Source organism: Neptunomonas sp. (assembly GCF_016744175.1).
Classification (GTDB): Bacteria; Pseudomonadota; Gammaproteobacteria; order Pseudomonadales; family Balneatricaceae; genus Neptunomonas.
On record NZ_JADGEV010000054.1, the window covers coordinates 1 to 25,438 of the forward strand.

The following is a 25,438-nucleotide window of genomic DNA, read 5'->3' on the forward strand; positions in this document are numbered from 1 at the left end:
GCGTGGCTCATGAGGATTCTCTGTCGTTGTTCGGTGTAGGGAGCTGTTTTTGTATAAATTATAGAAGAACCATACACCAAAGTTTATGATACATAAAGCTCGTCTTTAGTTATAAATATTGTATCCCTTTAATGTTTTCGTTAACCTAAGACAACAACAGTACGACAGATAACGATAATAAAGGCGCCATTGAATGCACAATTATCAAGATATAGATGTTGATGAAGCACAAGCAGGTGTTCTCACCATCAAACTAAACAGGCCTGAAGCTTATAACGCGCTGCGCACTCAATTGCTGAAAGAGTTGGCACAAGCGTTAGACCATGCCAATGATGATGACAATGTTAAAGCGGTTGTTATTACAGGAAGCGATACAGTCTTTGCCGCGGGTGCTGATATTAAAGAGATGGCTTCACTGGACGTTGTCGGTGTTATGAACGACCCACGCCCTTCTTACTGGCGTCGTATCGCTCTCTTTCCTAAGCCTATTGTTGCTGCAGTTAATGGTTTTGCACTAGGGGGCGGGTGTGAGCTAGTCATGCACTGCGATATTGTTATCGCGGGTGACAATGCTTTATTTGGCCAACCTGAAATCAATCTTGGCATTATTCCTGGTGCAGGTGGAACTCAGCGCTTAATTCGCACCATCGGCAAATCAATGGCGATGCAGTTAGTCTTATCAGGTGAATTTATATCTGCTGAAAAAGCACAGTCATTAGGCCTGATAAGTGAAGTCACTATCCCTGAGCGATCACTGGAACGTGCAATGGAGCTGGCTGAAAAAATCGCTACAAAGCCCCCTATTGCTGTCAGACTCGCGAAAGAATCTCTATTAAAAGCTTATGAAACAACGCTGGAAAGTGGCCTTAATCTGGAACGCAAATCCTTTACTTTGTTAGCGGCAACACAAGACCGTAACGAAGGAATTGCCGCCTTTATGGAAAAACGCAAACCGAACTTCACAGGAAAATAATAAAATGTCATACGAAACGATTGAATTTGCAATTTCTGAAGGTATTGCGGTACTAACTCTAAATCGTCCGGACAGTCTAAACAGCTTCAACGCGCAAATGCACTCAGAAGTGCGCAGCGCATTAAAAGACGTTAAAAGAGACAAATCTGTACGCTGTTTGTTATTAACAGGTAATGGCCGTGGCTTCTGTGCAGGCCAAGACCTTGGCGACAGAAATGTAGCACCTGGTAGTGAAGCTCCCAACCTTGGTGAGTCTATCGAAAAAAATTACAGCCCAATGCTGCGCACTATCCGCAGCCTAGAAATGCCTGTTATCTGTGCAGTCAACGGTGTAGCAGCAGGCGCCGGTGCTAATATTGCTTTTGCTTGCGACATCGTCTTGGCTGCGAAGTCCGCGTCATTTATCCAGGCATTTTGTAAAATCGGTTTAATTCCAGATTGCGGCGGCACGTGGACATTACCTCGCTTAGTCGGCCCTGCTCGCGCCATGGCCCTTTCACTTCTTGGCGATAAAATATCTGCAGAACAAGCCGAACAATGGGGCATGATCTGGAAGTCAGTAGAAAATGAATCATTAAAAGATGAAGCGATGGCGATGGCACAACACTTTGCTAGCCAACCGACTAAAGGGCTTGCTCTTATTAAGCGCGCTATCCAAGCATCAGCAACGAACACTTTTGATGAGCAACTAGATCTGGAGCGTGACTTACAAACACTTGCTGGTCGTACTGAAGATTACCGAGAGGGTGTTTCAGCATTTATTGCAAAACGTAAACCTGCTTTCAAAGGACAGTAATCATGAGCACAATAAATTCTGATGCTGTTATCGGTGTTATTGGCGCCGGAACAATGGGTGCCGGTATCGCACAAGTGGCTGCAAAATCAGGCCACAGCGTACTGCTTTACGATGCATTTGAAGGCGCGGCACAACGTGGGCTTGACGGTGTAGCAAAAGGCCTTAGTAAACTAGTACAACGTGGAAAAATGCAACAAGCTGATGTGGATGCACTGTTAGCACGTATCACATTGACTGACTCGCTTGAAAACTTTGCACCAGCACGCGTCGTTATAGAAGTGATTGTAGAGCGCCTTGATATAAAGCAGTCTGTCTTTGCACAGCTCGAAGAGATCTGCGCAGAAGATACTATCTTAGCGACTAATACATCATCAATCTCTGTAACGGCAATTGGTAGTAAGCTAAAACGCCCACACAACCTAGTGGGTATGCATTTCTTTAACCCGGCTCCTATTATGAAGCTCGTTGAAGTGATTAGCGGTTTAGATACAGCACCCTCTGTTGCTGATGCAATCTATGATTTATCTGCGCGCTGGGGGAAAAAACCGGTTCGCGCTAAATCAACGCCTGGATTTATAGTGAACCGTGTTGCACGCCCCTTTTATGCAGAAGGGCTTCGCGTGTTACAAGAAGGCGGCGCTGATGAAGCGACCATCGATGCTATCGTTCGTGAAGCTGGCGGCTTTAGAATGGGGCCGTTTGAACTGATGGACCTGATTGGTCATGATGTTAACTTTGCTGTGACTTCGTCGGTCTTTGCGGCCTTCTTTAATGACCAACGTTTCCTACCCTCTTTAATTCAGCAAGAGCTAGTCAGTGCTGGTCACTTAGGGCGAAAATCTGGCAAAGGCTTTTACGATTACAGCGAACACGCTGACAAGCCCGCTGCCGCCACCGCTGCGCCAGCTAAAGCACCCCACCATGTAACCATTGAAGGCCATCTTGGCGTTGCAGAACCTTTAGTAGCACTGATTGAAGAGGCAGGCATTAAAGTAAGCCGTGTCCAAGAAGGCTTTGGTTCCATACTGATTGGAGACACCACACTTCAGCTGACTAACGGCCAAATGACCACTGAACGCGCTCATAACGCACGCAACAGTAATCTTATACACTTTGACCTTGCCCTGGATTACACCAAAGCAACACGTATTGCTCTTGCCCCTGCTGACCAAACTGCGGCTGATGCAGTATTACAAGCAACTGGACTTTTCCAAGCAATTGGCAAGCATGTCACTATTATTGACGATGTTGCTGGCATGGTTGTTATGCGCACCATTGCCATGCTTGCTAACGAAGGTTTTGATGCTGTTAACCAACAGGTTTGCTCTGAAGCCGACGTTGATGTGGCGATGAAAGGTGGTGTTAACTACCCATTTGGCCCGATTGAGTGGTCAAAAACAGTTGGCCTTGGCGTTATCATGAACGTACTCGATAACCTAGCTAGTGGCTATGGCGAAGACCGTTACCGCACGTCGCCTCTCATTCGCCGCAAAGTTGCTGGAGGTAAGCATGACCGCTGATGATCTAGCGAAGGCATGCAGCGCCGCTATGCATGCTAATGATCATGCCGCTCAAGCGCTCGGTATGGACATTATTGAAACACGCTCAGGGTATGCTCACCTTGAAATGACCGTGCGAAAAGACATGCTTAATGGCCATGCAATTTGCCATGGAGGCATGCTCTTTACTCTCGCTGATACAGCCTTTGCACACGCCTGCAACAGCTACAACAAAGTAACGGTAGCCAGTGGATGCAGCATCGACTTTGCAGCACCTGGGCGTGAAGGTGATCGCCTAAAAGCCATTGCTCAAGAGCGCCATAGAAAAGGCCGCACCGGTATGTATGATATTACTGTTTATAACCAAAAGAACGAAACTCTCGCCTTTTTCCGTGGTAAGTCTCATCAAATTAATGGCGTCCTCGTCGACGAGCCAGAAGAACTAGCCCCACAATCTGCACAACAGGAGAACAATTCATGAAAGATGCTTTTATATGCGACGCAGTCCGTACACCGTTCGGACGCTATGCTGGCGGCTTAGCTTCTGTTCGCGCAGATGACCTTGGTGCTGTTCCCATCAAAGCGCTCATGGAACGTAACCCTGATGTTGACTGGGCAACGGTTGAAGATGTGATTTACGGAAATGCCAATCAAGCCGGCGAAGATAATCGCAACGTAGCACGCATGTCGACTTTACTTGCCGGTTTGCCCGTTGCCGTACCTGGCACCACGATTAACCGCCTATGTGGTTCAGGCATGGACGCTATTGGCATGGCAGCACGCGCTATTAAATCTGGTGAAACAGAGCTAATGATAGCCGGTGGTTGTGAATCAATGTCACGTGCACCTTTTGTTATGGGTAAAGCAGAATCCGCTTTCAGCCGTAACCCAAATGGTCTCTATGACACAACGATCGGCTGGCGTTTCATCAACAAAAAGATGAAAGAGCAATATGGCGTGGACTCGATGCCAGAAACAGCTGAAAACGTTGCTGAGGAATTTAATATTTCGCGTGAAGATCAAGATCTTTTCGCATTTCGTAGCCAACAAAAAACGGCTGCAGCTATGGAGAAAGGTCTCTTTAAAGAAGAGATTGTACCGGTTGTCATCCCACAACGAAAAGGCGATCCCATCGTTGTTGATACCGATGAGCACCCTCGCGCATCTACCACGTTAGCTGACCTTGCTAAACTAAAAACACCCTTTCGTGCCGGTGGTTCAGTCACAGCAGGAAATGCATCCGGTGTAAATGACGGTGCCTGCGCACTATTAATCGCCTCTGCAGAAGCTGCTAAAGCGAATGGTCTTACACCAAAAGCTCGTATTGTTGCCATGGCAGCAGCCGGTCTTGAGCCTCGTATCATGGGTTTTGGCCCAGCACCTGCTACACGTAATGTGTTGAAAAAAGCAGGATTAACACTAGAGCAGATGGATGTAATAGAGCTTAACGAAGCATTTGCATCGCAAGGTCTCGCTGTTATGCGCGATTTAGGCTTACCTGACGATGCTGCAAACGTTAACCCTAATGGTGGAGCTATCTCTTTAGGCCACCCTCTTGGCGCCAGTGGTGCACGTTTAGTAACAACCGCAATGTACCAACTCCATCGAACAGGTGGACGTTATGCTCTGTGTACTATGTGTATTGGTGTAGGCCAAGGTATAGCGATGATTATTGAGCGCGTTTAATCTGCCTAAAAACAATATAAGAGAGCGCTAACACTCATTGAATACTGAGCGTTAGCCCCAAGATTGTCGAAGAACAACAGGATTATAAAAACATGTCTATTGAAAAAACCCGCAGTGGTTCGCTAGATGATATCGAAATGGCTAGCATTGACGAATTACGTGCATTACAGCTCAAACGTATGCGCTGGAGTATTGCTCACTGTTACAACAATGTCCCTGCTTATCGTAAGATGTGTAAGGATAAAGGGGTCCACCCTTTTGATTTAAAAAAACTAGAAGATCTTAAGCTCTTCCCGTTTACTCAAAAAGATTACTTGCGAAACAATTATCCGTTTGGCACGTTCGCTGTACCAAACCGTGATGTAGTACGTATCCATGCATCCAGTGGTACAACCGGTAAACCTACCGTTGTTGGCTATACACAAAACGATATTGATACCTGGGCTAATGTTGTTGCTCGCTCTATCCGCGCTGCGGGTGGCCATCATGGTGATAAGGTTCATATATCATATGGTTACGGCTTATTTACTGGCGGCATGGGTGCACATTATGGTGCTGAACGTTTGGGCTGTACAGTTATCCCAATGTCAGGCGGCCAGACTGAGAAACAAGTCCAGCTGATGAAGGATTTTGATCCAGACATCATCATGGTAACACCGTCTTATATGCTCAACTTGATTGATGAAATGGACCGCCAAGGCGTAGATCCACTTAAGCTCTCATTGCGTCTCGGCATCTTTGGTGCAGAGCCATGGACAGAAGAGATGCGTAAAAATATTGAAGCTCGCCTTGGTATTGATGCGCTAGATATCTATGGCCTATCCGAAGTAATGGGCCCTGGTGTTGCACAGGAATGCCTTGAAAGCAAAGACGGACCCACTATTTGGGAAGATCATTTCTACCCAGAAATCATTGATCCGAATACTGGCGAAGTACTACCTGATGGCGAATATGGTGAGTTAGTATTCACCTCTTTGACCAAAGAAGCTTTACCCATTATACGTTACCGCACCCGCGATTTAACACGTCTACTGCCAGGTACCGCCCGACCGATGCGTCGTATCGATAAAATCACTGGCCGTTCAGATGATATGATGATTATTCGAGGTGTGAACGTATTCCCTACACAAATTGAAGAGCAGATTCTCAAAGTCTCTACTTTGGCACCACATTATGAAATCATTGTTACCAAAGATGGCAACCTTGATAAAGTTGAAGTGAAAGTTGAAATGACGCCTGACGCACACGATGCAGATCAGCAAGCGGCAACCAAAGAGCTTCAACATCATATTAAAGCGGTAGTAGGTATTAATACGCGTATTACGGTTGTTGATGGTGGTGTTATTCCGCGCTCTGAAGGTAAAGCAAAACGCGTTTTTGATAAGCGCAAAGGTAGCTAATTAAAACTGCACTTTGACTTATACCTAGGCCGCTGAATCAGCGGCCTTTTTTATGTTCTTCATCATGTATAGAAATTCACTAGAATTGAAGCACCGCATAAAATGACTTATAGCCGTCACTTCAAGTATTTAGCTGCCGTGTATGCGTTTGCACCAGCAAAAGCTAATCAATCTATTATTTAATGTTAAAAGTAATAGACCATCACGTTCAAACCTTGAACAGGTAATTTATTGCCATCAAACCACTGAGTTCATAACCTGAATCATTGTATTGTTAAGGCGCTATATTATAAAGTATATTAAATTAACATCTTTAAAGACTGACTATATGCAACTCAGCCGTTTTACCGACTATACATTACGCGTATTATTCTACGCCGCGATCAACAATGACCGCCTCACTACGCTCTCTGAAATTGCAACATTCTATGATATATCCGTTGAACATCTTCGCAAAGTTGTTCATGCACTCTCTAAATCAGGCTATTTAAAAACCTTTAGGGGAAAAAATGGCGGTATCCAATTAGGAATGAATCCTGCTGACATCAACATTGGTGAAATCGTTGAACAAGCAGAAGGAATTCGTCCTATCATCGACTGCGAGCACCATGGATGCCGGCTAACACATTTTTGTACCTTGCAGCCCATCCTAAATAAAGCAAAAAATGCTTTCATGACAGTACTCAAGGAACACACTTTAGCTGACTTGATTACAAGTAAATCTATGCAGCGCGGCCTTATTGGTTCTGATTTGGCAAGTGCTGTTCCTAACTCTTAGATGCATCATCAGGTTTTTTTAATACATTGGGTTTAATTAGGGATACATTCCTTTCTTCTGGAATGCTCCCTTTATAACCATCTGTTCGATGTAGTCTCACGACAGCACTTCCTGTCACTTCCATCCACACACGATGTAATTCATCTCTTTTAGTCTGACCCATTTCAACCCTTCCTATTAAAATGTATTTACAATCCATTTTATATATGAATAATAAATATATATCAAATACATTTTTAATAGAGGCTTACATTGTGAGCATTTTTGATTCTGAAACTTTTGTAATAGTTTGTGTAACAGGAATGATCTTGTATAAATGTTGGTCGGTCTGGACCGTATCTAAAGACGCGAAGGCATCACGTGAAGGTAAATTGATTTTTCTCGGATTAATAGGTGGCGCAAGCATATTTGGCATCATGGCCAAGCTGTATATCAGCATGGCCATGGGGCTTTCTTAATGATAAGACAGCATTAATCAGCGAGTTCTAGTTTAACCGATGAAATCAAAACACCATTATTATCGGCATAAACGTAATGACCTGGCTTAAATGTAACGCCACCAAAAGTGACATCTACATTTAAATCACCTAAACCACGTTTATCCGTCTTCATTGGGTGCGAGCCAAGCGCCTGCACTCCTAAATCTAACCCGCTAATCGCATTCACATCCCGGATGCAGCCATAAATGATAATACCTTCCCAGCCATTTTTTTCTGCTTTCTCGGCCAGCATGTCACCCAACATTGCTCGACGCATCGAGCCTCCACCATCAACGACGAGAACCTTCCCTTCACCAGGCAAAGCAACCTGCTCACGGACCAATGAGTTATCCTCAAACGCCTTGAGGGTGACAATTTCACCCCCAAAAGTTTCCCGACCACCAAAATTACCAAACATAGGCTCAACCACTTGAACCTGCTCAGGGAACTGATCACATAACTCGGGTAATAAGTCTTCCACGCTTTTCTCCTCCAACAATTTCATAATCCAATTAGTTATTAGCCCATTTTAAGCCGATACACCCTATTTGCACTACTCCCATGATAAATAGACTATTTTTATGAAATTAAAAGCCTTATTCGATAATAATTACTGTAATTAACATGAAACTTATTCAATTCGCTCATTATTTTCTAAAGTTAGGCTAGAATAAGTCGATATAAATAGCTATACCCACTAATAACCGGAGGCCCAACATGATTGGCACTCTGCATTCACATTCATCCTTTACACAGCAAAGCTCTCAAACAAGCTTTCAGCATGCGACTTCAAATGGAAGGTCATCTGAAGCAGCTAGCCAAGATGCTGTTTTGAACCGGCTTGCTAGCAACATTCCTGGCATGAGTGGTGACGACCTTAAAACGATGAGTACGGATGACTTCTCTCCCGAGAAAGTAGCCAGTCGAATTGGTGACTTTGTTGCACAGGGATTAGAAGCCGCTCGACGTGAGGGCCGTTCCGAAGCCGATATCCAAAAGATGTATAACGCTGCCGTTGATGGTGTTAAAAAAGGTTTCTCAGAAGCACGCGAAATCCTTGATGGTTTAGGCTCTCTAAGTGATTCGATTGCATCAAATATTGATCTTACTGAAGACAAAACACTTGATGCACTTGGCGCTATAGCTCCAGGGCAAAAAACGCCTGAAGATGCTCAAGTTTCTAGATTAATGGCTGCAGAGCGATATCAGGAAGCCGAAACACTTTCGCTAAAGGTTAAAACTCAGGATGGTGATGAAGTCACTATTAAGTTTGCTAACACTAGCCAATACGAAAGCTCTTTTGGTATCGAAAAAGACCAGCATGGCAACAGCCAGTCCCTTTTAAACATAAGCCGCAACGAAAGCAGCTCGTACCAATTCTCTGTTGAAGGAGATTTGGATAATGATGAAATAGACGCTTTGCAGGATCTGATTAAAGATGTAAATGAAATATCAAATGAGTTTTTTGATGGCGATGTACAAAAAGCCTTTGATATGGCGAGCGAGTTCCGCATGGACAAAACTGAACTTTCATCAATGAATCTTCGTTTAACCCAGTCAGAACAATACAGTGCTGTAGCCAAATACACTTCGGCAGAAAATATAGATACTCCAAGCATGAACCCAGGTAAACGTTTAGGCCATATGATGCATAATATGCACGGCGCTACAGAAAAACCCGAGCTAGGGTTCCTACATGACAGCTCTAGTTTAAGTCGAGATATACTCTCAAATCTTGTGACTCAGGATATTCGTTACAGAGACTCTGACGAACCAGAAAGAGCAAGATATAACGCTAATTTGGATAGCATGAATAACTTACTTGCTAGCCAACAAACCGCCTCTCTCCAAGATGCGTAAACATTGTTATCACTGAAAGATATCCATCCATCTTTCAATTTTTGGGGCCCTACTAAGGGCCCTTTTTTTATGATGAGTCAAAGCACAATGATCTACAGAGCGTCACCTTTGACATTAAGATGCACCAAACTATCGATTGGCACGCAGCAAATCGAGTAACGCTTGTGCAGGGTGCGGTATCTGCTGGTTATCCATACGTTTGACTTGGCTACGGCATGAATACCCAGACGCTACCAACTTTCCCCTATTATCACGGTCATTAACAACATCGCGCCAACTTAAATCGTAGATAGTTTTAGATGTCGCTAGGTTGTCAGCTTCATGACCATAAGTTCCTGACATACCGCAACAACCAACAGCTTCTACCTCTAACGTCTGACCAAGAGCGGCATAAATCTGCTGCCAGAGCTTAATAGAAGCCGCTGCTGAGGTTTTTTCAGTACAATGAGCCATCAACTTATAAGAGTGAGCAGGTAATGTAGAGGCTCGAGTGACAACGACCTCTTGCTGTGTTGCTAACCACTCTTGGATAAGATTAACCGTTGGTAAGCGATCAACGACTTGCGTGTACTCCTGTCTATACGTCAGCGTCATTGAAGGATCAATACCAACCAAAGGCACACCCGTCTGTCCTAGTGCACGTAACATTGACGCATTTTTACTTGCTGCTTTTTCAAAAGCTTGCATAAACCCATGAACATGTAATGGCTTACCGTTGGGCATAAAAGGTGCAACCATCACAGTAAAGCCAAGCTCATTGAGCAGGTCAACGATGTCTAATACTAACTGTGTCTCGAAAAAGCTAGTGAAGGCATCCTGTACAATAATGACCGATTTTTCTCGCTGCTCAGCTGCCATGCCACCAATTTTCTCAACGCTGGCAAACTCCACGCCTCTCTCTTTGAGCCCTTTCACTAAGGTGTGTTTACAAATAGTAGGGCTATCAACCATGCCCACATATTGCTTAAACACGCGCTTCATTACTTTATTTTGCATAGCCCAATTGTAGGGTGCTGGGAACTTAGACAATGCAGGCACCATAAACTCTAAACTACCTACCATATAATCTTTAGCCGGGCGCAAATAACGGCTGTAGTACACTTCTAAAAAGCGCGCTCTAAAGTCAGGAACATTAACCTTAATCGGACACTGACCAACACAGGACTTACATGCTAAGCAGCCCATCATTGCTTCGTGGACTTCATGTGAATAGTCGTACTCACCTTTTTGTTTTTTAAGCGTATTTTTTATTTTAGTAGGTAAAGACTTAAAAAAATTGCTCGCTTTAATGCGGCTGCTTTCTTCTGTTAAATCGATACCCTGTGAAGACATAAGGCGTAGCCACTCTCTAATGAGTGATGCCCGCCCCTTAGGTGAATGAATACGCTCACGAGTACCTTTCCATGAAGGACACATGGAATCCTTTGGATCATAGTTGTAACACGCACCATTACCATTACAGAACATCGCTGAATTGTAGGTATCTCGTGTTTTAGCAGAAATCTGACGGTCCAATTGACCACGTGTTTGTACCGCATCAATTTTTAGAAGCTCAGCACCACCAATAACAGGGGTAGCAATTTTCCCCGGGTTCAGCTGGTTATGCGGATCAAAAACACCTTTAATACGTTGCAATTCAACATACAGCTCACCAAAAAATGCAGGAGAGTATTCTGAGCGCACCCCTTTTCCATGCTCTCCCCATAACAAACCATGATATTTTTGTGTAAGCGCAACCACTTGATCAGTGATTTCTCGAATCATTGACTCTTGTGCTTCATCTTTCATATCAATGGCTGGACGCACATGTAAAACACCCGCATCAACATGCCCAAACATGCCATAAGCCAAGCCATGACTATCCAGTACTGCACGAAACTCCATAATAAAGTCTGCTAGGTTCTCAGGAGGAACAGCTGTATCTTCTACAAAAGGAATAGGACGCTCTTGCCCTTGCGCATTCCCCAACAGTCCAACGGCCTTCTTACGCATCCCCCAGACTTTATTAATTTCAGCGCCACCGTAGACCACACTGAAACCAAAGCTTTTACCGGCCTCCCCTGCGACTTTTTCTAAATGCTGAGTCAGTTTGTTAACGCGCGCTTGTAGAGCAGACTCGTCATCTGCAGTGTACTCAACAAGGTTTATTCCTAACGTTTCTGGGTCGCCCTCTTTTTCTGGGAAGTAGTCTTTAACGGTGTCCCAAACAATATCACCCATCGCAAGATTGAGTACTTTGGAATCAATCGTTTCTATCGACGTAGGGCCCCAATCCATTAACGCTTTTGCATCGCGTAACGAACTCTCAAAACTGTCGTATTTAACATTCACTAGCGCGGCAAATTTTGGAATAGGTAAAACATTGAGCTTAGCTTCTGCAATAAAGGCCAACGAGCCTTCACCGCCACACAATACAGAATTAAGGTTAAAACGCCCTGACTCGTCACGTATATGAGCAAGATCATAACCTGTAAGGCAGCGATTTAATGTTGGAAACTTAGCATTGATTAGCTCTTTTTTGTTGCTATAGATATCATCCACCAGCCGATGAATATCACCTACTCTGTCTTCACGAAGCTTTAGCTTTGCTAGCTCATCTTCTTCAAGTGGAGCAGAGCTCCACACAGTACCATCCAGCAATACACTTTTTAACTCTAAAACATGATCCCGTGTTTTGCCGTATAAACAGCTACCCTGGCCACTCGCATCGGTATTAATCATACCGCCAACGGTTGCTCGGTTACTGGTCGACAGTTCTGGAGCAAAAAATAAGCCGTAAGGTTTAAGGGCAGCATTTAGCTGATCCTTAACCACTCCACTCTGGACACGTACCCAACGCTCATGCTCGTTAATTTCTAAAATGCCGTTCATATGTTTAGAAACATCAACAATCAAGCCATCGGTTAATGACTGACCATTCGTTCCAGTACCGCCACCACGAGGTGTTAGTGTTACTTGGGAGAAGGCTGCTTGCGCACTAAGTTCAGCAATCAGCACCAAGTCCTCAAGTGTTTTAGGGTACAACACACCCTGAGGCAACAACTGGTAAATACTGTTATCCGTCGACAATGCGATACGATTGGCATAATCCTGATTAAGCTCCCCCGCAAAACCTTTTGCCTGCAAGGCCTCTATAAAAGATACATAGTGGGCTTGTGTTGTCTCTACAGTAGAAATGCGTGGAATCATATTCTAATCATCTAGTTTGTTATTAAGTGCGCTATGATGCAGAATCATGATTAATCATTCAAACGATAAAATTTAATCAATTAATCGATATTTATGAATAATATATCTTATCGCCATCTTAATGCCTTCATAGAAGTGTCACGGCACGGCAGTTTCACACATGCTGCAGAACACTTACATGTCACCCAATCAACACTCACAGCGACAATCAAGCAACTCGAAGCACAAGTTGCTCTACAGTTATTTGATCGCACAACACGACGCGTTAACCTAACCCGTGATGGTGAACGCTTTTACCCTGTTGCGGAACGCCTTATTTCAGATTTTGATACAGCGATTAATGATTTAAGAGCCAGCGCACAGCAACAACGAGGACAAATTGGTATTGCAGCGTCCCCCTCTGTACTCAATAGCCTTCTGCCACCTGTCATAAAATCATATCGACAAACTTTTCCAAACATAGGCATATCCTTGAAAGAAGAAGGCGCCAGCGGTATTGAAGAAAGTGTGATTAATAATATTGTAGATTTTGGTATAGGCGGGAATAGGTCGGCGCATCCCGAACTACTCTACCAGCCCATCCTACAAGACCGTTACGGTGTAGTTATGACTCATGATAATTCACTTACCATGACTGATACATTGTGCTGGAGTGACATTACACAACACTCATTGAACATGCTCTCGGTTGAAAACGGTATTCGTATACAACTAGAGAAATGTATAAGCGAGAAAAAAATTCCATTGAGACTGGATGACTCTCTCATCGAGGCCTCTACGCCTGCGACTCTAGCATCGCTCATTCAAAATGGTATCGGTATTAGTATTCTTCCGGCATTAGCGGCCAGCACACCGGCTTTTCACTCACTAGAATTTAAACCTTTAAACGAGCCAGTATTACGCAGAGAGTTGTGCCTGATTACACGAAAGGGACGCTCAATTGGACCTGCAGGAGAAGAGCTTCTAAAGAGAGCCATCCAGTACTTTCAAGAAGCTCCCTTACCGGCCTATGTTGAAGTACTTAGCGTTACTGTGAATAAGTAAACTTTAAATAGCATTAGCAGCAAGCTTGAAGAATGACGCATTTGATAATGACACATCTTCAAGCAGGACTATCTCATTAGGCTTTTGTTATTCCGTCCTTCGCAATAGATATCAGCCCCTTTTTCATCAAGGTACCTATAGCCATCTTATAAGCTTTTTTGCTGATGCCGTATGCTTGATAAATATCTTCGGGCTGGCTTTTATCACCTAACGGACTAAATCCATCGTTACTATCCAGGTTATCTAATATGCGCTGCGATAACTCATCAACTTTGGCGTAGCCTGGCTTATCTAGCATGACATCGACTTTACCTTCAGCCAGTACACGCTTGATGTATCCTGTTAATGTTTGACCAAGCCTTACTGTGCGAAACAAATCTTTTTGGTGTAGGACAGCGCCATAACTATTATCAACAACAACACTAAAGCCCAAGTCGTTATGACGAAAAGCAAATAAGCTCACTTTATCGCCTACCGTTAATCCCTGCGGGTCTTTATCAAGAAATTTTTCTAATTTAGCAGAAGCAGCCAAGCGATCACTGTTATCAAGATAAACTCTCACCATAACACGCTGGCCCACTTCAACAGCGCGCTGTTGCTCACCGTAGGGCAATAACAAATCTTTAGGCATACCCCAATCAAGAAATGCGCCAATACGATTCACTTCTACGACTTTCAGTGATGCAAATTCGCCTACTTGTGCTATCGGCGGATTGATTCCAGCTACTACAAAATCATCAGTATCAAGGTAGATAAAAACGTCTAACTGATCGCCGAGTTTACTGCCCTCAGGAACTTCTTTCTTGGGCAGTAAAATACCACCAAGTTCACCGCCATCTAGATAGACACCGAAATCCGCTTCGCGCATGACAGTAAGAGTATTCATTCGGCCTATATCTACCACGGTGTTTATCCTGTTCTAAGTCTTTAGAAGAAATGAGGTTATAAAAGAAGCGATACTAGCAGAAACGCCCTCTTCACCCAATCAGTTTACATGACTAATCTCATACCCATTCAACATCTGCTGTCAGAATATAGCCGACACCATAAACTGTTTTTATTAACGTTGGTTGTTTCGGATTGTTTTCAATTTTTTTACGCACTCGTGACATACGTACATCAATGCTCCGATCAAATGGAGATATCCTCTCACCCAGCAACTTATCACGTGACATTATCTTTCTTGGAGAGTGCAGTAATAACATAAGCAACTCATGTTCAGCAGCACTCAGTTCTTGACCTATTTCTTCAGACTCACCTTCTTGTATGTCACAAGATAGTACACCTGATAGTGTCAGCGTAGATGGGTCATACCGCCAACCGGCAAACTGTGCAACTTTAAGACTTGTAGATTGCTGCTCATGGTTGTTTTTCTTAAATCGTCTAAATAGGCTGTTCACCCTCGCAACTAACTCTCGCGGGATAAATGGTTTCACAATATAATCATCAGCACCTAACTCTAAACCTAACACCCTATCAGTGACACTGTCTCTCCCTGAGAGGATCATCACCCCCATATTAGCTTGCTCACATAATGATTTGACTAATTCAATCCCATCCATATCCGGAAGGCCTAAATCAACAATACACAAGTCAGGTGATTTTAGTTGCAGTGCTTGCTTTAGCTCAGATCCGGTAAGAAAGGTTTCGACATTGAACCCGTATGCTTGTAGTTCTCGGCTAACGATGTCGCAAATATCTCGTTCATCATCAGTGATGTAAATTAGCTTATGAGCGCTCATTTCGTCGAAACCTCTACTTCATGCTTCATCTCGAAAGACTCTTCAAGTGCTTTGATATCAAATGGTTTTTGCAAAATATGATAAGTGCTCTCCCCTTCTCTTCCATTATTTTCATCAAAAGAATAACCCGTCATTAATATAACCTTGCCATTGGGATGAGTTATTTTAAAATTATCGGCAAGATCAAAGCCATTTTCATCCTCCTTCAATCTGATGTCTGATATGAGTGCATAAACATCATCTAATACGCTCGTTAGCTCATAAGCCTCTTTAATAGTAGAAGACTCTATAATACTGAATCCCATTTTAATCAGCATATCACGTACGACTTTACGCACATCATCATCGTCTTCAACCAGTAAAACTAGTTTGTTTTCCCATTCCTCTCGATGCGCAACGGGAAAAACTGTAGAAACAGGTATCGATTCTGCAAGCACCGAGGGTAATAGCAAAGTCACTTCAGCCCCTTTATTAGGAGCGCTGGTAATGCTTATATAACCGTTTGACTGTTTTACAAAACCATAAACCATACTCAATCCTAGCCCCGCACCTGCACCACCAGAATTTGTAGTAAAGAAAGGCTCGAATGCCATTCGCATAGCGTCATCATTAAAGCCATGCCCTGTATCAGAAACGGTTATTTGAATGTACTGCCCTTCTGCAACAATTTCATCTAATCTAATTTCATTACTCACTTGGCGTTCCGATACAACAAAGCAAACCTTGCCACCTTTAGGCATGGCTTGTTTAGCATTTAGTACAAGATTTACCAAGGCATCCTCAAGGCGACCGGGATCAACAAAGGGTAAACTTAACGTATCGACCGGATGAAAAACTAGTTCTATATTGCTCGGCAACGATCCCTGTAATAACTCTATACTCTCTTTGAGTAAAAGGTTGATATCGCACGCCATTGGGGCTAATGGCTGCCTACGCGAAAAAGCCAGTAATCGGTTTGTAATATTGGCTCCTCTTTTTGCGGCTCTGATTGAAGGCTTAAGATAGCGCTGCAACTTAGTATCAACTTGATAGCTATCTGCTGCTGATACAAGATTTCCTAATATAATTGAAAGCAAGTTGTTGAAATCATGTGCTAAGCCACCCGCCAAATGACCAACGGCACTCATTCGCTGAGCTTCCAGCAACTTCTTTTCTACTTCTTTCTCAGCAGTAATGTCTAATGCAACGAGTAATACCCCAGCAACGTCATCATTATCATCATAACAAGGCGTAACCAGTCGCTTAATGATCACCTCTTTATGATTTATCCAGTTACTATATTCTCGTCCAGTACTAATACCTGATAATGCTGATTTGAGTTGAACAAGTGTTGCTTGATACTGCTTTTGGCTGACGGCGCCCAAAGAGCGCCCAATAATATGCACCTTATCCATGCTCAAGGCATCAGCATATCGTTGGTTAACAAATTCAAATGTTAATTCTGTATCTAGGTAAGCGACTTGAGCAGGTAGTAAGTCTAAGATAATTCGCTGACGCTCCTCTATTTGCTCTAGAGCTAACGTACGGCTAGCGACCTTATAATCAAGGTTTTGTATATTATCCCGAAGCTTTTTAACCATTTCATCAAACGCTTTTGCCAAAACACCTAACTCATCATCACGGTTTAAACTCACCGTCGTTGTAAGCTCTCCTTTGGACACTCGCAGTGCCGCATCCGCGAGTTGCTTGATAGGATTAGTCACCCAATAAATAAAGAAGAACGCCATTAAGACAGCAACCAACAAAGATAGTAATGCAATTGTTAAAATGCGCTCACTGAGTTGGTTAGAGCTACTTTTAAGCTCATCAACATAAACAGAAGAACAGATATACCAATCAAAACCTTTCACATGGCGTACCAAAGACAGTTTCTCGTAAACGTAATTACCAGGATCATCTGGCTTATCCCATTTGTAGTACAGCTCTTTACCCGTATCTGCGACATTGATTAAATCGTTTGCAATTGACTGCTTCGTCACAGGGTTCAGTAAATCCTGAATATTGGTTCCATCTATATTTGGATTTGGATGAACCAGCATGTTGGTTCGAGCATCAAAAATAAATAGGTATCCGGTTTTAGCAACACGAAACTGCTTAAAGCTATCCCTTAGGTCATCTAAAGCTTGTTGGCGCTTTACTTCTAATTCTGCGGCGACATCCTCTAAGTAAATACCAGAACCCATCACAAATCCCCATTCAGGGAAGTTTTTAACGTATGAGAGTTTTTCCAACTCTTTATTCCCTGAAAGACGATTCCACTTATATTGGGAGTAACCCTCTCCTTGATTTATCGCCACGTTAATTATTTCAGGTAGAACCACAACTCCCTCGTCATTCTTTAATGCTGAAGCATCCTTACCATGAAACCGGTCATCAGGGTGGGACAGGAATTTGTAGTCATAACTAGAAACCCAAATGTAATCCCCATCAATGCTCTGCAAATGTCGTAACATCTCAAATATAGTTTGGCGCGCAATGTCTATATCAATGTCGCCTTTTTTCACCTGCTTATATATTTCATCTATATAAGATTCAGCCATTGATACTACAATTTTTAATCTTTGCTTGTGGGACGCCAAAACTTGAATCTGATACTTCTCAGCATCTGCATACATCCTGTCAGCTATTGTAAAGGCATTGTCTAAAGCAATCCGGCTGGAATTACGTTCAATTTCATACACTTTGCTTTTGATAAACGGGACAGAATAAAAGTACATCGCGCTAAATATCAGCAACATCAATACTAATACGATGGGGAAAAAACGCTGCACTAGCCGAGAAGGAAACAACATCTGATAAGCCTGTTACAAATCTACATCATAAGATTCTATAGTAAAAATCAAACAATCCACCCCGCTGTTACAATTTGTAAGATTTAAGACAAACTCTTGCAAAATTTTTGCGCTTTATTGTAGTTACGCATATTTGATCACTAATTTTGATCAATAATTACAGGAGCATCGCTCATGAAAATTATCATCGTCGTTAAGCGCTCTGAAACCATTGGTCAACATGATACTCATCTCCAAGAAGCGCTAACAGAAGCTTTTTCAGCTAAAACAGATACGTCAAACATAATTGTCGTTGTGTCTATAGGGTCTACAGCTAGCATGACTCAGCTGGATACAGCGTTAGCTATAGGTGCTGACAAAGGGATTCAAGTCATTACCCAAGATAGTCTAAGTGCATTTACCATTGCAGAACTAATGACCGACATTGTTAAAAGAGAAAAACCAGAATTACTCATAATCAGCAAAGAGTTGTCAAATGAGCAGCGCCAAACAGGAAAAATTTTATCTTCGATGATTACTGATTCATTTCCAGTAACACGCTCCAAACTAGATCGAAACCAATACAAGCTTATAGTCATTCGAGAAATGCAAAGCGGGGCGCATACTGTTTTGCTACCAATAGAAGTTGAGAGCAACAGTTTAAAACCTTGGCGCTCTTTACAAAATTGCCAAGAGTTCCTGCCTTTTAACGGCACGCCCTACCTTGCTTAAATAAATAGCCCTGTTTTTCCTACAGACATAAAGCAAAAAAGCCCTCAAGTGAGGGCTTTTTAAATGAAGTGATCAGTGTAAGTCCTGATACTTCTTCTTGATTTCAATAAGCTGTGGTTGGATATCTAAAGGGGCATAGTTCATCGCTTGCTCAAATAACTCTTTATTTGATTCTGATAAACGATCTTCTTCAGACATAGCCTTCAACATACGCATGGCTTCAACAAACTTGGGATGTAATGAGTCATTATCAAACATAGCATCGCCCTCCACTGTCCGGTTTCGAAAACCGTCTATTAAATTTGAACCCTGAATTTTGCCATATAAGGCCATTCATTACATAAGAAACTACGGTTACAGTTGATTAATTTGTTTTGTTATAATCTTGTTTCGCTTTTTTATACGCTTTTTTGATATCTGATGCCCGCTTTGCGGGTGTTGACGACGATTTGTCTTTCTGATTGAGCCGAGCAGGTGTTGAATTAGCATCTGATAGAAAACTATTTGTCTCAGCGCTTGCACCTAGACGTTTAGTTTTCTTCTTATCCTTTTTGTCTGCACTGTCTTCTGAAAGTTCCGCATTTTCGCTTGTTTGAGAATCTGTATTTTCTTCGTCATTTTCATCTGCAGAAGACAACTCTTCATCATCGGGCACTTCGCGTTTAGGAATTTTACGCCAAGGTGTAGCCACGTTTACATATGTTTTCTTTTCAGCTTTAACGCCAGGGGGCGCTTTATCACTGTAATGCGTTTTACCATTAGCATCCGTCCAACGATAAATCTCTGCACTTGCTAGCATTGGTAATAAACTAACCACCAACACCCATGTTTTTAACTGAAAAGATAACACAGCCTTCTCCATTTAATTATCTAACGTGTTATTAGATGCCCTATAATTTAAGCATAAGTAGCATAAAACTGTTAACTCTAATGAGGTCTTATTCTTATGGCTACTATTATCGACTTTCACCTAATCGCCTCTCAGGCCTTTATATAGTGCCTGCTGACCATACTCCAGTTCCAGTGCAGCCTTTTTGACTTTCACTAGCCCTTTCACAACCAGCGCATACGAACAATCAATTTGGCGCTCGACTTCTCCACTAGGAATCTCCCCATCAATAAATACGGTATTCCAATGCTGTTTATTCATGTGATAACCGGGAATGACATCCTCAAAAAGATCTCTTAACTCAATCGCGTCCTGAGGGTCACTTTTGAGGTTAATACACAGGCGTCCTTTATATACTGAAACCAGTCCAAACATCTTATCTTTGACTTTAAAGACGTGTACGTCAGAACCAAACGGAAAATCTTCTACTGATTCTGGCTTAGCTCTTAGATAGTTAATGACGTATTTTTTGTCCATTACATTCTCCGTGTATATTTTTAGCACTTACTGAAAACATAGAAAACCTTAACAATTTTAACAGCTCTTACTGCCTGCATAATACAGTTGCGCCCAACTGTGTTTTCATCAATCTATCGTGCATAATACGCTTCACGAAAATAAGGCCAGCGATATGACTATTGAAAAAGATTTAATGCTGCGAAGCGACTCCAAATGTGAACTCTGCTCTTCTACTGTAGACCTCTCTGCTTTTGAAGTTAGCCCATCTAACAGCACCGCAGAACAAGCCATATTGATTTGCAAAACATGTAATGATCAGATGAATCAAACTGAATCTATAAATGTTAATCATTGGCGCTGCCTTAACGATAGCATGTGGAGCCAAACGCCAGCAGTACAGGTTGTGGCTTGGCGTCAGCTTTCACAACTATCATCCATGGGTGAAATCTGGGCCCAAGATCTACTAGACATGCTGTATCTTGATGAGGAAACGCAAGAATGGGCTCAGGCTAATGATAGTGAAAGCGACGAATACCCTCCTGCAAAGGACAGTAATGGTGCAGCCATTAATGCGGGCGACAATGTTACCTTGATAAAAGATTTAGACGTGAAAGGCGCAGGCTTTACTGCTAAGCGCGGCACAGTTGTTCGCGGTATATCTCTGACGTCGAACCCGGATCATATAGAAGGAAAGGTAAATGGTACTCGTATCGTTTTACTTACAAAATTTTTGAAGAAACAAAATTAATAGTGCTATACCGTTAACGACAAAAAATCAGCATCTTAAATTTTTATACGATGCTGGTTTTTTGAAGCACATCTTGGCAGCGCTTAAAACACTGCTACTGAGACGACCACACAGCAAGCTCATTCCCGTTAGGGTCTGTAAAGTGAAAGCGTCGCCCCCCGGGAAATGAAAATATCGGTTTGATAATATTGCCTCCCCCCTCTTTTACCTTACCTAAAGTGGCTTCGAGCTGATCACTATACAAAACCACAAGTGCTGCCCCCCCTTCACTCGATGAGCATAATTCAGATTTAAAAAAACCACCGTCTAAGCCAGCATTAGAGAATGCAGAGTAATCAGGCCCATAATCTGTAAAAGTCCACTTAAATACATGATTAAAAAACGCTTTGGTGGCTGCAATATCGTTTGCCGGAAATTCTACATAATTTATTTTTACATGCTCACTCATAACTTCTCCGAAAAAATTCCTAAACATATTTAGCATTTTCCATACTAGCTTCTATACTCAACTCATAATAAGTCAATAGGAATAATTCCTAGATTAAAAAATAAACAGTTAACACTTCTATGCGAGAATTCTATGCGTTTAAATAACATCAGCATACGTAACCAGTTAATCTTAATTTCAACCCTACCGATGCTCGCCATCATCCTCATTATAGGTGTTTCATTAAGCTCACTAAAAGAGGCCGACCTAGGTGTGGGCAGAATCTATGATGATCGTGTCGTTCCTTTAAAGGATTTAAAAATAATTGCCGATGATTATGCAATCTTTGTCGTGGATGCCGTGAACAAGGCCAATGCTGGCCTAATGCCCGCCCCTGAAGCTTTGTTAGGCATTAGGAATGCCAGAAGTGAAATAAAAGAAACATGGGACAAGTATATGGCGACAACGCTTACCGTAGAGGAAGCTCGTCTCGCTAATCAAGCAAGCACTCTGTTTGTGGCAGCCAACAATGCACTGGACCCGCTTGAACAAGCCTTACAAGGACTGAGTGGAAGCAAACCTAATCAACTTGATCAGTTCGACGGGCCTTTATATGAAAGCATCGATCCAATCAGTGACAAAATATCTGAATTAATCGACTTACAACTCACCGTTGCCGGCCAAGAACGATCAAATATCCATGAAACGTACCGCGATCAGGTTTTTCTGATGATAGCGCAAGGGGTTGGTATCCTTATTCTCCTCATCATTGTTGCGTTTCTTATATATCGTGCCATTCATCAGCCTTTAACCAGACTTAATGAAGCAATGGATAAAGTAGCCGTTGATTCAGACTTGACTCTTACATTGCCCACTGAAGGTAAGAATGAGCTGGCAGCCATGTCAGAAAACTTCAACACGATGCTACAAGAACAAAGAACACTTATAAGCGAAATAGCCAATGCTACTAGCCAGCTTGCCGTCGCTTCTGAACAAATGACAGCCATAAGCGGTACTGCAAACCAAAGCATAGACAGCCAACGCCTAGAAATTGAGCAAGTCGCTAGCGCCATGAACGAGATGGTAGCGAGCTCACAGGAAATTGCCAGCAATGCAGAGCAGGCAGACCATAGTGCGAAGGATATGAGAGAACAAGCCCAGCAAGGCAATAATGTTGTTGGTGTTGCTGTATCCGCCACCAATTCGCTGGTAAATAATGTAGCCGATATTTCTGAGCGGATAAAAACGCTAGGAGTGGACAGCGATAACATTGGCTCAATTGTTGATGTTATCAATGATATTGCTGACCAAACCAATCTGTTAGCACTGAATGCTGCCATCGAGGCTGCTCGTGCCGGTGATCAAGGAAGAGGCTTTGCTGTTGTTGCGGACGAAGTAAGAACACTGGCCCAACGGACTCAAACATCGACCACAGAGATTAGAGAAACAATCGAGAGGCTTCAGAGTGGTACACGCTCAGCGGTATCTGCCATGATAGAGAGCCAAGAAGAAGCTGCTGAAGCGGGTAATAAAGCAGCGGAGGTTAGCAAAGCGTTTGGAGAGATAACGCAATCTGTGTCCTCTATCAACGATATGAACACGCATATAGCGTCTGCTAGTGAAGAGCAAACCAGCGTATGTGAAGAAATTAACCGCTCTCTAGTGACGATTCATGATGCATCACAAGTATCTTCAGATGGTGCATCTCAGATATCAACTGCCAGCATGGAGCTATCTTCTTTGGCTTCTGCGCTTAGCCAGCAAGTCGCTAAATTCAAGACTTAAACAACACCTCGCTTAAAACCAGCCCTGTAACTAATATTACAGGGCTTTTTTATTATTAAAAAAGCGTAGCGATTTAGTAACACTACTTATAGGCATATGTTATTAGCCTTATTTACACTAAGGTTATTCTGGTTATTTATTAACCAAAATAATCGATTTGAATATCAAATGAGCACACTCAACTTTTCAAGTGTAGTCAAAATCAAACACTCTTCTGTTTTAATCTACCTTAAATATATTAATAACCCTCAAAAGGTTAATTCTCCCTTGAAGATAGAAAATATAGCTATTGTCAGTTTTCTTTACAGGCATACATGCATAAAACGCTAATAAACAGCCACTTACAGTCTCTTTTTTGAGACAGAACTTATTTTCTTAAGCGTCTATTCATATTCAAACAACACAAAGGTGTTTTCGAAAGAGTAATTAAACATCTTCCATTTTCAAACACAGAGTAATGTCGTTTTTTTTTACAGGACTTATAAGATAATAAACAAAGTGTCGCTCTGTATTAACAAAATATTAATACTCAACAGTAATATATATTAAATATCATAAACGCTACTGATTTGAATAATTAGAAAACTTAACAAAAACTGAATGCGCAAAAAAAAGCACACTATTAATCTTAAAAAACACATAAAAAGATCATTTATATCTATTTCTTACTGATATTTCATAATTGGCCCCTATATTGCTTTATATCGAATAGCTTTCACTAAACTTGTTGATGGAAGCGACCTTTTATAATTTATGGAGACATTAAATGTCAGCTTTCACTAAAATCGTGGCAACAGCCGCTCTTACTCTAGCTGCTAGTTCAGCTTCTGCAGCTTTGATCGAAGTTCAAAGCCAGACTCAGTCTAACAACTTTAGCCTGACCACTTGGACTGACAACTTCACATTCAACTTGTTTGATTCTAGCCTTGTTGGCGGTGCTGCTCTTCAGCGCGTTGAGCTATCTTTGGCTGGCCAATCTGTTTCTAACCTAACTTTTAATGCTGTTACAGATTCATTTGTTAACGGTTCTGCTGGTTCTTCAATTTTTGCTACTGTTGGTCTAGGTGGTGGAGCTCTTAACATCGATGTATCTCCTACAGGTACTTTCGGTGGTGTAGGTCCTGGTGTTGCTGTACCTGGCGGTGCTAGCACTTCTATCGGCCCTCTAAATGGTGCTGATGCTTCTTCTTCTTTCACTACTGCTGCTGCTGACCTTGCTGCCTTCACAGGCCCTGGTACTTTTGATGTAGCTCTACTAGGCTTGGGTTCACTAAACCTTACAGCTCTAGGCGGCAACGTTGATACTGTTCAAGATACTCAGTCTCAAGGTACGTTCTCTATTTCTTACTTCATCGACGATACTCCACCAAGCACAGTACCTGTTCCTGGTACTCTTGCTCTAATGGGTCTTGGTCTTCTAGCTATGCGTGCTCGTAAAAGCTCTTAAGCTTTAACCGCACAATAAAAAGCCTCACCTGAAAAGGTGGGGCTTTTTTGTTAGCAGCACTTTTTACACCGTTTACAGCCAAACACTTTAGCTTACTCACACCACTATTTTGTAATATCACATGCTTGCAAACCCATTTACTTTCTTGGGCAATGAATCCTTGGTTGTAAGCATGATTACTTAGTCATATAAAAGATAATCCACAACAAGGAAGACAAGCATACCGATAACTTTTACTTCATGGTTAAACGCTCACATTTTAAAGCCTTTGTAGGCCAAAAACCCACCTGTACTTCGCTATTCCATCAACTTTAAACATATACTATTTTGCTATTAGAAGTTGCTTTTTAATTATCAAAACAACGTGTAAAAAGCACTTTAATGCACCCCTACCAAAGTATAAATAACATCCCTCCATCATGCTGAAACGCTTATAAATACTGCTCACTGTGCAGCGCAACAAATCATAAAGCTTGTAGTATTTTTACAACCAGCTAACTAGTTGATTTGTAGCAAAACTAGCGACTTGTTGCTCTGCACAAAAATCTTTTGACTTGTCACTGTACGACATTCAACATACGCAATAATGACTCTTTAATAATTCTTTTTTAAATAGAACCTTGTGAAGGACTAAGCATGTCAAATTACACAAAAGATATCGATACAGTTTCTACGCTTCGTGAAGCGAATGGCTCTGCTTGGGATACGATCAACCCTGAATCTGTTGCTCGTAT

24 protein-coding genes are annotated in these 25,438 nt (G+C 42.3%); 14 read left to right on the forward strand and 10 right to left on the reverse strand.

The features are described from left to right. Positions 1 to 193: 193 nt before the first annotated feature. The 7 genes from paaF to QZZ55_RS17605 all read left to right on the forward strand — a co-directional run bounded on the left by paaF (position 194) and on the right by QZZ55_RS17605 (position 7,132). Entirely contained in the window at positions 194 to 973 is a 780-nt protein-coding gene (gene paaF, locus QZZ55_RS17575) for a 2,3-dehydroadipyl-CoA hydratase PaaF (protein ID WP_293268726.1), read from the forward strand. Positions 974 to 977: 4 nt separating this feature from the next. Then, the gene (paaG, locus tag QZZ55_RS17580; protein ID WP_293268727.1) at positions 978 to 1,769 is read left to right on the forward strand and encodes a 2-(1,2-epoxy-1,2-dihydrophenyl)acetyl-CoA isomerase PaaG; all 792 of its coding nucleotides are present in this window, start codon (positions 978 to 980) and stop codon (positions 1,767 to 1,769) included. Positions 1,770 to 1,771: 2 nt separating this feature from the next. Next, on the forward strand, positions 1,772 to 3,289 hold the full coding sequence (paaH, locus tag QZZ55_RS17585; RefSeq protein WP_293268728.1) for a 3-hydroxyacyl-CoA dehydrogenase PaaH: 1,518 nt from the start codon (positions 1,772 to 1,774) through the stop codon (positions 3,287 to 3,289). Further along, positions 3,279 to 3,749 carry a hydroxyphenylacetyl-CoA thioesterase PaaI gene (gene paaI, locus QZZ55_RS17590; RefSeq protein ID WP_293268729.1) on the forward strand — a complete coding sequence of 157 codons (471 nt, stop codon included), beginning with the start codon at positions 3,279 to 3,281 and terminating at the stop codon, positions 3,747 to 3,749. Before paaH ends, paaI begins: the two co-directional genes overlap by 11 nt. Then, positions 3,746 to 4,954: a 3-oxoadipyl-CoA thiolase gene (gene pcaF / locus QZZ55_RS17595; RefSeq protein ID WP_293268730.1), complete on the forward strand. Its 1,209-nt coding sequence runs from the start codon at positions 3,746 to 3,748 to the stop codon at positions 4,952 to 4,954. Before paaI ends, pcaF begins: the two co-directional genes overlap by 4 nt. A 92-nt stretch (positions 4,955 to 5,046) precedes the next feature. Then, on the forward strand, positions 5,047 to 6,354 hold the full coding sequence (gene paaK / locus QZZ55_RS17600) for a phenylacetate--CoA ligase PaaK (protein ID WP_293268731.1): 1,308 nt from the start codon (positions 5,047 to 5,049) through the stop codon (positions 6,352 to 6,354). A gap of 328 nt (positions 6,355 to 6,682) precedes the next feature. Continuing rightward, on the forward strand, positions 6,683 to 7,132 hold the full coding sequence (locus QZZ55_RS17605; RefSeq protein WP_293268732.1) for an Rrf2 family transcriptional regulator: 450 nt from the start codon (positions 6,683 to 6,685) through the stop codon (positions 7,130 to 7,132). Here QZZ55_RS17605 and QZZ55_RS17610 read toward each other — a convergent pair. Further along, complete coding sequence (locus QZZ55_RS17610) at positions 7,122 to 7,295, reverse strand: hypothetical protein (RefSeq protein ID WP_293268733.1); 174 nt, start codon at positions 7,293 to 7,295, stop codon at positions 7,122 to 7,124. The genes QZZ55_RS17605 and QZZ55_RS17610 overlap by 11 nt on opposite strands. Before the next feature lie 91 nt (positions 7,296 to 7,386). Here QZZ55_RS17610 and QZZ55_RS17615 point away from each other — a divergent pair, with 91 nt between their 5' ends. Continuing rightward, the gene (locus QZZ55_RS17615) at positions 7,387 to 7,590 is read left to right on the forward strand and encodes a hypothetical protein (RefSeq protein WP_293268734.1); all 204 of its coding nucleotides are present in this window, start codon (positions 7,387 to 7,389) and stop codon (positions 7,588 to 7,590) included. A 13-nt stretch (positions 7,591 to 7,603) separates the two neighbouring features. Here QZZ55_RS17615 and rraA read toward each other — a convergent pair whose 3' ends face one another. Next, positions 7,604 to 8,092: a ribonuclease E activity regulator RraA gene (rraA, locus tag QZZ55_RS17620; protein WP_293268735.1), complete on the reverse strand. Its 489-nt coding sequence runs from the start codon at positions 8,090 to 8,092 to the stop codon at positions 7,604 to 7,606. 236 nt (positions 8,093 to 8,328) lie between these two features. Between rraA and QZZ55_RS17625 the strand changes: the two genes are divergently transcribed. After that, a complete protein-coding gene (locus tag QZZ55_RS17625; RefSeq protein WP_293268736.1) occupies positions 8,329 to 9,471 on the forward strand; it encodes a DUF5610 domain-containing protein in 1,143 nt (380 codons plus the stop codon). A 129-nt stretch (positions 9,472 to 9,600) separates the two neighbouring features. On the opposite strand, the gene QZZ55_RS17630 is transcribed toward QZZ55_RS17625, so the two are convergent. After that, complete coding sequence (locus QZZ55_RS17630) at positions 9,601 to 12,660, reverse strand: FAD-binding and (Fe-S)-binding domain-containing protein (RefSeq protein WP_293268737.1); 3,060 nt, start codon at positions 12,658 to 12,660, stop codon at positions 9,601 to 9,603. A gap of 93 nt (positions 12,661 to 12,753) precedes the next feature. Here QZZ55_RS17630 and QZZ55_RS17635 point away from each other — a divergent pair, with 93 nt between their 5' ends. Then, entirely contained in the window at positions 12,754 to 13,704 is a 951-nt protein-coding gene (locus QZZ55_RS17635; RefSeq protein ID WP_293268738.1) for a LysR family transcriptional regulator, read from the forward strand. A 76-nt stretch (positions 13,705 to 13,780) separates the two neighbouring features. Here the strand turns inward: QZZ55_RS17635 and QZZ55_RS17640 are convergent, their stop codons facing one another. The 3 genes from QZZ55_RS17640 to QZZ55_RS17650 all read right to left on the reverse strand — a co-directional run bounded on the left by QZZ55_RS17640 (position 13,781) and on the right by QZZ55_RS17650 (position 18,238). After that, entirely contained in the window at positions 13,781 to 14,590 is an 810-nt protein-coding gene (locus tag QZZ55_RS17640; RefSeq protein WP_293268739.1) for a S1-like domain-containing RNA-binding protein, read from the reverse strand. Positions 14,591 to 14,708: 118 nt separating this feature from the next. Next, positions 14,709 to 15,446, reverse strand: a complete 738-nt coding sequence (locus tag QZZ55_RS17645) for a response regulator transcription factor (protein WP_293268740.1) — start codon at positions 15,444 to 15,446, stop codon at positions 14,709 to 14,711. Further along, entirely contained in the window at positions 15,443 to 18,238 is a 2,796-nt protein-coding gene (locus QZZ55_RS17650; protein WP_293268741.1) for a cache domain-containing protein, read from the reverse strand. Before QZZ55_RS17650 ends, QZZ55_RS17645 begins: the two co-directional genes overlap by 4 nt. A 174-nt stretch (positions 18,239 to 18,412) precedes the next feature. On the opposite strand from QZZ55_RS17650, the gene QZZ55_RS17655 reads away from it, so the two are divergent. Then, entirely contained in the window at positions 18,413 to 18,949 is a 537-nt protein-coding gene (locus QZZ55_RS17655; protein ID WP_293268742.1) for a hypothetical protein, read from the forward strand. 72 nt (positions 18,950 to 19,021) lie between these two features. Here QZZ55_RS17655 and QZZ55_RS17660 read toward each other — a convergent pair whose 3' ends face one another. The 3 genes from QZZ55_RS17660 to QZZ55_RS17670 all read right to left on the reverse strand — a co-directional run bounded on the left by QZZ55_RS17660 (position 19,022) and on the right by QZZ55_RS17670 (position 20,315). Then, entirely contained in the window at positions 19,022 to 19,207 is a 186-nt protein-coding gene (locus QZZ55_RS17660) for a hypothetical protein (RefSeq protein WP_293268743.1), read from the reverse strand. 106 nt (positions 19,208 to 19,313) lie between these two features. Next, positions 19,314 to 19,799: a DUF4124 domain-containing protein gene (locus QZZ55_RS17665; RefSeq protein WP_293268744.1), complete on the reverse strand. Its 486-nt coding sequence runs from the start codon at positions 19,797 to 19,799 to the stop codon at positions 19,314 to 19,316. A 120-nt stretch (positions 19,800 to 19,919) separates the two neighbouring features. Then, the gene (locus QZZ55_RS17670) at positions 19,920 to 20,315 is read right to left on the reverse strand and encodes an MmcQ/YjbR family DNA-binding protein (protein WP_293268745.1); all 396 of its coding nucleotides are present in this window, start codon (positions 20,313 to 20,315) and stop codon (positions 19,920 to 19,922) included. Positions 20,316 to 20,469: 154 nt separating this feature from the next. Between QZZ55_RS17670 and QZZ55_RS17675 the strand changes: the two genes are divergently transcribed. Beyond that, positions 20,470 to 21,045, forward strand: coding sequence for a PhnA domain-containing protein (locus tag QZZ55_RS17675; RefSeq protein ID WP_293268746.1), 576 nt, complete (start codon positions 20,470 to 20,472; stop codon positions 21,043 to 21,045). A gap of 94 nt (positions 21,046 to 21,139) precedes the next feature. On the opposite strand, the gene QZZ55_RS17680 is transcribed toward QZZ55_RS17675, so the two are convergent. Further along, positions 21,140 to 21,493, reverse strand: coding sequence for a VOC family protein (locus QZZ55_RS17680; protein WP_293268747.1), 354 nt, complete (start codon positions 21,491 to 21,493; stop codon positions 21,140 to 21,142). Positions 21,494 to 21,625: 132 nt separating this feature from the next. On the opposite strand from QZZ55_RS17680, the gene QZZ55_RS17685 reads away from it, so the two are divergent. Together QZZ55_RS17685 and QZZ55_RS17690 are read left to right on the forward strand one after the other, a co-directional pair. After that, the gene (locus tag QZZ55_RS17685) at positions 21,626 to 23,257 is read left to right on the forward strand and encodes a methyl-accepting chemotaxis protein (protein WP_293268748.1); all 1,632 of its coding nucleotides are present in this window, start codon (positions 21,626 to 21,628) and stop codon (positions 23,255 to 23,257) included. A 766-nt stretch (positions 23,258 to 24,023) separates the two neighbouring features. Next, the gene (locus QZZ55_RS17690) at positions 24,024 to 24,704 is read left to right on the forward strand and encodes a choice-of-anchor E domain-containing protein (RefSeq protein WP_293268749.1); all 681 of its coding nucleotides are present in this window, start codon (positions 24,024 to 24,026) and stop codon (positions 24,702 to 24,704) included. Positions 24,705 to 25,438 lie beyond the last annotated feature (734 nt).